Here is a 9,821-nt window from a genome sequence, read left to right on the forward strand (position 1 = left end):
GGCAGGCGCTCTTCCAGCACCGCCTCGTCCACCTTGCCCGTGCCGTGCAGGTCGACGTGAACCGACAGAGGCTTCGACACGCCGATGGCGTAGGAGATCTGGATGGTGCAGCGGTCCGCCAGACCCGCCGCGACCACATTCTTGGCCAGGTACCGGCAGGCGTAGGCGGCGGAGCGGTCGACCTTGGTCGGATCCTTGCCCGAGAAGGCGCCGCCGCCGTGCGGAGCCGCGCCGCCATAGGTGTCGACGATGATCTTGCGGCCGGTCAGGCCGGCGTCTCCGTCAGGACCGCCGATCTCGAAGATGCCCGTCGGGTTGATGTGCCACTCGGTGTTTTCGTCCGTGAAGCCGTCCGGCAGCACCTCGAGGATGTAGGGCTTCACCAGATCGGCCACGTCCTGCTGGGTCATGCCCGGGGCGTGCTGGGTCGACAGGACGATCGAGGTGGCGCGTACCGGACGGCCGTTCTCGTACTGGATCGTCACCTGGCTCTTGGCGTCCGGCTCAAGGCGCTTTTCGCCGGCGTGGCGCACGTCGGCGAGCCGCTTCAGGATGTTGTGGCTGTATTGCAGGGTGGCCGGCATCAGCTCGGGCGTCTCGTTCGAGGCGTAGCCGAACATGATGCCCTGGTCGCCGGCGCCCTCGTCCTTGTTGCCCGCGGCGTCGACGCCGACGGCGATGTCCGCGGACTGACCGTGCAGGTGGTTCTGGAACTCGAACTTCGCCCAGTGGAAGCCGGCCTGCTCATAACCGATGTCGCGCACCGCGGCCCGCACCGCGGCCTCGATCTCCTCCTCGACGCCCGGCGCCCAGTTTCCGTTCCGGTCCATGATGCCCTGGCCCCGGATTTCTCCGGCCAGCACCACGAGGTTGGTGGTCGTCAGCGTCTCGCACGCCACGCGCGCATAGGGGTCCTTCGACAGGAACAGATCGACAATGGTGTCGGAGATGCGGTCGGCGACCTTATCCGGATGGCCCTCCGAAACGCTTTCGGAGGTGAAGATGAAGGACTGACGGCTCACGCGCGCGGTCTCCTGCTGAAGGGCGGCGCGGACCATATAAAGATATGTTTATATCCGCAAGTCAGCTGCGGGCAGGCGGGCATTCCTCGACGAAGGTGCGGGCCAGCTCGACCAAGTGCCGGCGCTGTCGCGGCGAGAGCTGCGGAAACAGGCTGGCGAACTCCACCCCTTCGTGGGTCATGAAGAAGCTCTGGGCGAACGGCTCGCCGGGGGGCTCACTCATGCCCTCACTGGCTTCGCGGCTCAGTCCCTCGAAGAAATAGCCGATCTCGACGTCGAGGAATTTCGCCGCCTCGAAGAGCTTGGACGCCGAGATCCGGTTGGTGCCTTTTTCGTATTTCTGGACCTGCTGGAAAGTCAGGTCGAGCGCCTCGGCCAGGCGTTCCTGGCTGACACCCATCAGCTTGCGGCGCATGCGCACCCGCATGCCCACGTGCGCATCCGTCGGGTGCGGCTTGCGGCGATCTTCGGCGCGTTCAGACAAGCGGGCCCTCCTCCCGTGACGTCCTCAATCCGAATCTTGGCCGGACCGAGCTAAGCTGTCACGAGAAAAAATCGTTCTAAAACTGAGAGATGAACCGAACAACAGCACAATCATACATAGTAATGTCGTCAACCCATCACCATAAAGCGAATATGGCGGCCGTGACGTCGCGTAAGGCAAGCGGACGTCGAGCACGCCGCTCTCGCCGGGGTCGAGGCGAGCACGGACACGCCCCCAGGGGTCGATCAGGGCCGAAACGCCAGTCGGCGTCGCACGCACCATCGGCAGGCCGGTCTCGATGGCGCGGTAGGAGGCCAGATTCAGGTGCTGCAACGGACCCGACGTCCGCCCGAACCAGGCGTCGTTGGAGATGTTGACGATCCAGCCCGGCCGGCCGCCCTCGGTCGAGGTGAACCCCGGATAGAGGCTCTCGTAGCAGATCAGGGGCTGGGCCCGCGGCGCGCCTGGGATATCGACCGGCGCCGGGCGCGGCCCATGGCTGAAGTCGGACGGCACATGCACCAGCGACCGCAGGCCGGTCGCGCTCATCAGCCCCCCCGCCGGCAGGAACTCGCCGAAGGGCACCAGTCGGTGCTTGTCGTAGACGCCCGTGACGGTCAGGGTCTGGCCGTCGTCGCGCATGACGAACAGGCTGTTGAAGTAGCGCGGCCCGTCCGGGCCGGCTTCCGCTCGGCTGAAGCCGGCGACCAGCGTCTGGTCCGGTTCAATGGACCGGTCGATCGCTTCGCCCACCCAGGAGCCGAAGGCGTCATTGGCGGTGATGGGAAGCGCGCCTTCCGGCCAGATCACCACGTCGGGCCGTGCGCCTGACAGGCTGGAGGTCAGGTTGACGTATCGGCTGACCACGTTCTCGAACATGGCCGCGTCCCACTTCGCCTCCTGCCCGACGTCCGGCTGAACGATGCGCACGACCGTGTCGGTCAGGCGAACCTCCCCGCCCCCCAGTCGCAGCGCCCCCCCGACGAACAGGGCGCCGAGCATGACGACGCCAAGGGCCAGGACACCGAACTTCGCCTTCAGCCGGCCAGCGCCCAGGAAGACCGCCGGGGTCGAGACCGCCAGGACGGTGATCAGGCTGAGGCCGTAGACCCCGACCCAGGCCGCCCACTGCGAAGGCGCCGAACCGGCCTCCCAGCTGGCCCCGGCGGGATTCCACGGAAACCCGGTGAGGATGTGCCCGCGCAGCCATTCGAAGACGCTGAACAGGCCCGCGAACAGCAGGACCCGCAGCACCCCGGCGTGCGTGAACCGGCGATAGAGCGCCGTCGCGCCCGCCCAGAACAGGGCCAGGCCGGCCGGCAGCAGCGAGGCCGCGAAGGGCGCCATCCAGGCGTGGGCCTCGGCGTTGACGAGGAAGGCCTCGGCCACCCACCAGCAGCTGATGAAGAAGTAGGCGAAGCCCGCCAGCCAGCCGAGGCCGAAGGCGCCCTTCCAGCCGCGCGCCCGCTCCGACAGGAGCATCAGCAGCGGATAGCCGAGCAAACCGAGCCAGACCGACCACGGCGGATGCGCCACGGCCGCGGCCGCGCCGGCGACAAGCGCCAGCAGGCCGGCGCCCACCTTCCAGGCCCAGCCCGGCAGACGGCGGGTCTCGGTCGGGGCGGCGGTCTCGTCCTGGCTCATCTCGGCTCGGCGTAGGGGTCGGGAACGCCCAGGCCTGCAAGAAGCGTGCGCTCCAGCGCCTCCATCGCCTCGGCCTCCGTCTCGTCCTCGTGGTCGTGACCACGCAGGTGCAGGACCCCATGCACCACCAGGTGGGTCACATGGTCGGCCAGAGGCTTGTCCTGCTCCAGCGCCTCGCGCACGCAGACGCCCCGCGCCAGGATCACGTCGCCCAGGAAGGGTCGGGCGAACTCCGGCGACGGGAAGGACAGGACGTTGGTCGGCCCGGGCTTATTGCGGAACTGCTGGTTCAGCTCGGCCACCGTCTCGTCGTCGCTGAGCGCGATGGCGACCTCGCCCGCCCCCTCCAGCGCGGCCTCGGCGGCGCGGCGGACCAGGGCGCCGGCGTCCGGCAGGGCCGACAGCCAGGCGTCGTCCTCGATCTCGACCTCGATCACGACTCTTCCAGGTCGGGCTTGGGCCTACGGCCGAGCGTGTCGGCGTCGTAGGCCCGCACGATCCGCTCCACCAGCTTGTGGCGCACCACGTCCGAGGCGTCGAAGGTGGCGATCCCGACGCCCTCGACCCCGTCCAGCAGCCGCACGGCGTGCGACAGGCCGCTGTCGCGCGGATTGAGCAGGTCGACCTGGGTGGGGTCGCCGGTCACCACCATGCGCGCGCCTTCGCCCAGCCGGGTCAGGACCATCTTCATCTGCAGGCGCGAGGTGTTCTGGGCCTCGTCCACGATGACGAAGGCGTGGCTCAGCGTCCGGCCGCGCATGAAGGCGAGCGGCGCGACCTCGATCTCGCCCTTGTCCCGCCTGCGGCGCACGGCGTCGGCGCCGATGATCTGGTCCAGCGCCTCCCAGATGGGCGCGAGGTAGGGGTCGACCTTCTCGTTCAGGTCGCCGGGCAGGAAGCCCAGCCGCTCGCCCGCCTCGACCGCCGGGCGGGTGATGACCAGCCGGTCGACCTGGCCCTTCATCAGCAGCGTCGCCCCATAGGCGGCGGCCAGGAAGGTCTTGCCCGTCCCCGCCGGGCCGATGCCGAAGGTCAGCTCGCACCGCTCCAGCATCTGGAGGTAGGCCGCCTGGGCCGAGGTCTTGGGCGCGATCGGTCCGCGCCGGCCGCTGACCAGGGCCGAGCCCCCCGGCGCCGACTTGCCCTGTCGGGCCAGGGACAGGGACGCGCGGGCGTCGGCCTCGGTGACCTCGGCGCCGGAATCGGCGCGGGCGGCGAGCGCCTCGATCGCGCGGCGGGCGTCCGCCCGGTCCTTGGCCGAGCCGGAGACGGCGACGCCGCCGCCGGGGCTCTCGATCAGGACATGGAAGGCGTCCTCGATCAGGGCGGTGTGACGGCTGGACGGGCCGGTGACGGCGCGCAGCGCTTCTTCCGACAGGGCGATGAACTCGGACGCGCGGGCCATCAGGCGTATTCCCGCACGAGTTCGCCGGTCAGGGAGTTCTGCTGTCCGCTTGTGATCCTCACCGGCACGATCCGCCCCATCAGGTTGCGCGCGTCCTCGACGTGCACCGACTGCAGATAAGGTGAGCGGCCGATGGCCTGTTCCCGGTGACGGCCGGGCTTTTCGAACAGGACGTTCAGCGTCCGGCCGGCCTGGGCCGCGTTGAAGGCCGCCTGCTGCTCGAACAGCAGAGCTTGCAGCCGATGCAGCCGATCTTCGGCGACCTCGTCGGCGACCTGCTGCGGCATGGCGGCGGCCGGGGTGCCCGGCCGCTTCGAATAGCGGAAGGAGAAGGCCGAGGCGTAGCCGACCTCGCGCACCAGGCTGAGCGTGTCCTCGAAGTCCTTCTCGGTCTCGCCCGGGAAGCCGACGATGAAGTCGCCCGAGATGGCCATGTCCGGACGCGCGGCGCGGATGCGCTCGATCAGGCGGATGTAGATCTCGGCCGTGTGCTTGCGGTTCATGGCCCGCAGGATCCGGTCCGAGCCCGCCTGCACCGGCAGGTGCAGATAGGGCATCAGAGCGTCCAGCTCGGCATGCGCCGCGATCAGGTCGTCGGACATGTCGTTGGGGTGGCTGGTCGTGTAGCGGATGCGGTCCAGCCCCTCGATCCCGGCCAGGGCGCGGGCCAGCCGCGCCAGGGTCCAGGGCGCGCCGTCCGGACCGGCCCCGTCATAGGCGTTGACGTTCTGGCCCAGCAGGGTGACCTCGCGCACACCCTTGGCGGCCAGCGCCCGGGCTTCGTCGAGGATGGTCTGGGCCGGCCGCGACCACTCCGCGCCGCGCGTGTAGGGCACCACGCAGAAGCTGCAGAACTTGTCGCAACCCTCCTGCACCGTGAGGAAGGCGGTCGGGCCCGAGACGGCGCGCTCGGCCGGCAGGGCGTCGAACTTCTCGTCGGCGGCGAAGTCGGCGGCCAGCCGCTCGCCGCGCGAGCGGGCGGCGCGGGCGAGAAGCTCGGGCAGCTGGTGATAGGCCTGGGGCCCCACGACCATGTCCACCGCCGGCTGGCGCAGCATGATCTGCTCGCCCTCCGCCTGGGCGACGCAGCCGGCCACCGCGATGGTCGAACGGGGAAAGCCCTGCGCCTCGCGCTCGGCGCGGATCGCCTTCAGCCGGCCCAGCTCGGAATAGACCTTCTCGGCTGCCTTCTCGCGGATGTGGCAGGTGTTGAGGATGACGAAATCGGCGTCCTCCGGCCGGTCCGCCGTCGCATAGCCCAGCGGGCGCAGGACGTCGGCCATGCGCTCGGAGTCATAGACGTTCATCTGGCAGCCGTAGGTCTTGATGAACAGACGCTTGGGCTGGCCCTGCACCCGGGTTTCGCTCATGCGCGCCTTATGGGGACGCCGAATGGCGGCGGCAAGGCAGCCGGAGAGAGCTGGCCGTCGAACACCCGCTTCGATGCAGGCCAAGTCATTGATCGGCCTGACTTCGGGCCGCCAGACCGGCTGATTTCACCTCGCCGCCGGGAATGGCCGTAGACTGGCCCGTGATCTTTCACATCGTGGACTGGAGCCCTGGCCGCCACCAAGGCTGACGGATGCACTGCTGCAGTTGCAGTCCGTTTTCGGACTGCATCACGGCGTCGGCGCCGTCGGGGTCTGCTCGGGGTCGACGGTCTCGCCGGCGCGGGCCAGCGGCCGCCACAGCAGGGCCATGGCGACACAGGCCGCGGCCATGGCCGCGTTCAGCACGAAGGGTGAGGGGCCGGACAGCTCGTAGAGCGCCACGCCGATGATCGGCGGGGCCAGAAAACACAGGCCCATGAGGGCCACCATCAGGCCGGCGATGGCCCCCTGCTCACGCGGGCCGAGCGCCAGGGACGAGCCGGCCATGAAGCCCGGCCGCGCGAAGCCGAGTCCCAGGCTGACCACCGCATAGCCGAGCACCACGGCGTAGTAGTCGAGCGCGAAGGCGCTGATGACGTTGCCGAGCAGGGCCAGCCCCGCGCCCCACTGCATCAGCTCGCGCGGCTCCATGTGGAACAGGCGGATCAGGCCCCACTGGGCCAGCAGGGTCGCCGCCGCGCCCGCCAGCATGGCGATACCGATGAAGGACTGGGCCTCCATCGGGCTGCGCCCCAGCTCGTCGATGACGTGGAAGCCCAGCACCGAGATGTTGATCGCCTGGGTCGAGGTGACCAGGAAGGCGAAGAGGATGAAGGGCAGGATGCGCGAGTCTTTCCACAGGCCCTTGCCCGGCGCCTCTCCGGGGGCGTGGGCGGTGCGCGGCACGTCGCCGGACGGGAGGCCCTGGCGGGTCAGCCACCAGATCACGGCCCCGAACAGGGCGAAGGCGTAGATGGGACCGGCCAGCCCCAGGAAGGGCACGACGAACAGGGGCGCGATCGCCGGGCCGATGACGGTGCCCAACCCTTGCGCCGAGGCCTGGTGGGCCAGGGCCTCGGTCCGCTCCTGTCGGCTCGTGCGGTCGGCCACATAGGCCTGGGCCGCCGTCGGAACGGCTGACCCGAGCAGGCCGTAGACGGCGCGGGACAGCACCATCAGCACCAGCACGGTCAGCCCGCCCAGCAGGCCCGCCTGACCCGCCGAGACGGACAGTCCGAAGCCCGCCATCGAGACGACGAAGCCCATCAGGCCCACCAGAATCATCCGCTTGCGGCCGTGCCGGTCCGACAGGCGCGCCCAGACGGGCGAGGTCAGGGTCCAGAACAGGGCCGACAGCGAAAAGGCCGTGGCGATGACCGTGTCCGCATAGCCGAACGTCCGGCCGATGGCCGGCAGCACCGACTGGAGCGCCGTATTGCCCGCCGCCGCGGTCATGGTCACGATGAAGAGGATGAAGAAGGCCCGGTCGCGCCCCTCCGGGATGCGCGGCAGCCGCCGCCGAGCGGGCGTCGCCGTCTTGGCCGTTTGCGTCCTCCGCCGGGGCGTCTCATTCTGTCCCGGCTTGGAGGAGGGTTTGGCCATGAAGTCGCGGTTCCGTTTCGGTCGGACGTGGATGATGGGAGCGGCCTGCGCCGCCATGCTCGCGTCAGGAACCGCTTACGCCCAGTCGGCGGTTCCGGTCGACCCCGTCTCCGCCGAGGAGGTGGCCCGCCTGGCCGAGGGCGTGAACGACCGCGTCGTCGCCTGGCGCCGGGACATCCACCAGAACCCCGAGCTCGGAAACCAGGAGCGCCGCACGGCCGCCCTCGTCGCCGACCACCTGCGGGCGCTCGGCATGGAGGTGCGCACCGAGATCGGCGTGACCGGCGTGGTGGGCGTGCTGCGCGGCGGCCGGCCCGGGCCGGTGGTGGCGCTCCGGGCCGACATGGACGCTCTGCCGGTGCTGGAGGACACGGGCCTGCCCTTCGCCTCGACGGCGACCGGGACCTATCAGGGCCAGACCGTCCCGGTGGCCCACGCCTGCGGCCACGACGCCCACGTGGCCATGCTGATGGGCGCCGCCGAGATTCTGGCCGGGATGCGGGAGCGCCTGCCCGGAACCATCGTCTTCATCTTCCAGCCGGCCGAGGAAGGCACTCCGCCCGGCGAGGACGGCGGCGCCGACGAGATGATCGCCGACGGGGCGCTCGAGAACCCCCGACCCGACGCCATCTTCGGCCTGCATGTGGTGACCGGCCAGCCGGGCCAGGTCTGGTGGCGGGCGCAAGGCTTCATGGCGGCGTCGGACCGCGTGGACATCACCCTGCGCGGCCGCCAGACCCACGGCGCCTGGCCCTGGCGCGGGGTGGACGTCATCTCCCTGACCGCCGATGTCATCCAGACGATCAACACCTTCACGGCCCGGACGATCGACCCCACGACCACGCCGACGGTCTTCACCATCGCCACCCTGGACGCGGGGGTGCGCAACAACATCATCCCGGACCAGTCGGTGATGACCGGGACGCTTCGCACCTTCGACGTGGACCAGAGGAACGACGTCATCGCCCGCACCACCTCGGCCATCGAGAACCTGGCGGAGAACTATGGGGCCACGGCCACCGTCTCCTTCCTCCAGAACGCGCCCCTGGTCTTCAACGATGAGGAACTGGCGGCCTGGGCCGTCGGACCGCTGGGCGAGGCTGCGGGCGAGGCGAACATCAACGGCGCGGCGCCGCCGACCACCGTGGCCGAGGACTTCGCCTACTACGGCCAGGTGATCCCGGCCCTGTTCTACCACCTGGGCGGCACGCCGGATTACGACTCCGAGACCGCCCCGCCGAACCACTCGCCGCAGTTCCACGTGGACGAGAGCGTCCTGCCGCTGGGCGTGCGGGCGCATGTGCTGACGGCCGTCCGCTTCCTCGAACGCGGGGTGTCCTAGAACCGGTCCTTCTCGGCCTTCACCTGCTCCAGGATGAAGTCGCTGACCGTGCGCACGCGGGCGAGATCTTTGAGGTCTGCGTGGGTGACCAGCCACAGGCTGCGCGTCAGCCCGACCTGCTCCGGCAGCACCTGCCGGAGGTCGCTGCGCACGTCGGCCAGGAACCTCGGCAGGACGCACAACCCCGCGCCCGCCACGCAGGCCTGCAGCTGGGCGATGAGGTTCGAGCTCTTCAGCCCTACGTGGATGTCCACGTCCGGCGCCTGCATGTAGTCGAGCTCCGGCGCGTAGAGCAGCTCCTCGATGTAGCCGATGAAGCGGTGCTCCCCCATGTCGGCCCGCGTCCGGATCGGCGGCCGGGCGTCGAGGTAGGCCGGCGCGCCGTAGAGGGCCAAGCGGTAGTCGGTCAGTTTGCGGGTGACCAGCCGACCCTCTCGGGGCGGGCTGAGGGTCACGGCGATGTCGGCTTCGCGCTTTGACAGGCTGAGCACTCCGGGGATGGCCACCAGCTGAACCACCAGCTCCGGATGGGCGTCGGCGAGCGCGGCCATGCGCGGGGCGAGGAAGTAGCTGCCGAACCCTTCCGGCGCCCCCACCCGGACCACGCCGGACACCGCCAGGTCCGCCTCGCCCACCGCGGCCTGGGCCGACAGGGCCAGGGTCTCCATCGCCTCGGCGGCGGACAGGAGCCGCTCGCCGTGGGCGGTGAGGGCATAGCCGGACGGACTGCGGTCGAAGAGCCGGACCTGCAGAGCCTCCTCCAGCGCGCGGATGCGCCGCGCCACCGTCGTATGGTCTGCGCCCAGACGACCGGCGGCGGCGGTCAACCGACCTGTCCGCGCGACCGCGAGGAAGTCCTGAAGGCTGTTCCAGTCGAACGGAGACATATGTGGATTTTTGCACAACCGATCAGCGATGTCTCGCCTCGTCACGGCATTCGCGCTCTGGCATA

At 69.9% G+C, this 9,821-nt stretch carries 9 protein-coding genes; 1 reads left to right on the plus strand and 8 read right to left on the minus strand.

From position 1 onward, the window contains the following. The 7 genes from metK to Q0M60_RS01700 form a co-directional block, all read right to left on the minus strand. A partial coding sequence (gene metK, locus Q0M60_RS01670) for a methionine adenosyltransferase (RefSeq protein ID WP_296815115.1) occupies nt 1–1,022 on the minus strand: 1,022 nt, incomplete at its 3' end. A 61-nt stretch (nt 1,023–1,083) separates the two neighbouring features. Beyond that, on the minus strand, nt 1,084–1,506 hold the full coding sequence (locus Q0M60_RS01675) for a helix-turn-helix transcriptional regulator (RefSeq protein WP_296815118.1): 423 nt from the start codon (nt 1,504–1,506) through the stop codon (nt 1,084–1,086). A gap of 24 nt (nt 1,507–1,530) precedes the next feature. Then, complete coding sequence (lnt, locus tag Q0M60_RS01680) at nt 1,531–3,150, minus strand: apolipoprotein N-acyltransferase (protein ID WP_296815120.1); 1,620 nt, start codon at nt 3,148–3,150, stop codon at nt 1,531–1,533. After that, complete coding sequence (gene ybeY, locus Q0M60_RS01685; protein WP_296815122.1) at nt 3,147–3,587, minus strand: rRNA maturation RNase YbeY; 441 nt, start codon at nt 3,585–3,587, stop codon at nt 3,147–3,149. The genes lnt and ybeY overlap by 4 nt, the downstream gene beginning before the upstream one ends. Further along, a complete protein-coding gene (locus tag Q0M60_RS01690; RefSeq protein ID WP_296815125.1) occupies nt 3,584–4,555 on the minus strand; it encodes a PhoH family protein in 972 nt (323 codons plus the stop codon). Before Q0M60_RS01690 ends, ybeY begins: the two co-directional genes overlap by 4 nt. Then, nucleotides 4,555–5,925 (minus strand): tRNA (N6-isopentenyl adenosine(37)-C2)-methylthiotransferase MiaB, encoded by a 1,371-nt coding sequence (gene miaB / locus Q0M60_RS01695; RefSeq protein ID WP_296815127.1) that lies wholly within the window; start codon nt 5,923–5,925, stop codon nt 4,555–4,557. The genes Q0M60_RS01690 and miaB overlap by 1 nt, the downstream gene beginning before the upstream one ends. Nucleotides 5,926–6,174: 249 nt before the next feature. After that, nucleotides 6,175–7,527 (minus strand): MFS transporter, encoded by a 1,353-nt coding sequence (locus tag Q0M60_RS01700; protein ID WP_296815129.1) that lies wholly within the window; start codon nt 7,525–7,527, stop codon nt 6,175–6,177. Between Q0M60_RS01700 and Q0M60_RS01705 the strand changes: the two genes are divergently transcribed. Beyond that, a complete protein-coding gene (locus tag Q0M60_RS01705) occupies nt 7,526–8,869 on the plus strand; it encodes an amidohydrolase (RefSeq protein WP_296815133.1) in 1,344 nt (447 codons plus the stop codon). The genes Q0M60_RS01700 and Q0M60_RS01705 overlap by 2 nt on opposite strands. Here the strand turns inward: Q0M60_RS01705 and Q0M60_RS01710 are convergent. Then, entirely contained in the window at nt 8,866–9,756 is an 891-nt protein-coding gene (locus Q0M60_RS01710) for a LysR family transcriptional regulator (protein WP_296815135.1), read from the minus strand. The genes Q0M60_RS01705 and Q0M60_RS01710 overlap by 4 nt on opposite strands. Nucleotides 9,757–9,821: the final 65 nt, after the last annotated feature.

Origin of the sequence: Brevundimonas sp., assembly GCF_024711105.1 — a bacterium.
Classification (GTDB): Bacteria; Pseudomonadota; Alphaproteobacteria; order Caulobacterales; family Caulobacteraceae; genus Brevundimonas.

Coding starts and splice junctions, on each gene's coding strand:
- miaB (WP_296815127.1), bottom strand. CDS start 5,925: ATGAGCGAAACCCGGGTGCAGGGCCAGCCCAAGCGTCTGTTCATCAAG.
- Q0M60_RS01710 (WP_296815135.1), bottom strand. CDS start 9,756: ATGTCTCCGTTCGACTGGAACAGCCTTCAGGACTTCCTCGCGGTCGCG.
- lnt (WP_296815120.1), bottom strand. CDS start 3,150: ATGAGCCAGGACGAGACCGCCGCCCCGACCGAGACCCGCCGTCTGCCG.
- Q0M60_RS01690 (WP_296815125.1), bottom strand. CDS start 4,555: ATGGCCCGCGCGTCCGAGTTCATCGCCCTGTCGGAAGAAGCGCTGCGC.
- Q0M60_RS01700 (WP_296815129.1), bottom strand. CDS start 7,527: ATGGCCAAACCCTCCTCCAAGCCGGGACAGAATGAGACGCCCCGGCGG.
- Q0M60_RS01705 (WP_296815133.1), top strand. CDS start 7,526: ATGAAGTCGCGGTTCCGTTTCGGTCGGACGTGGATGATGGGAGCGGCC.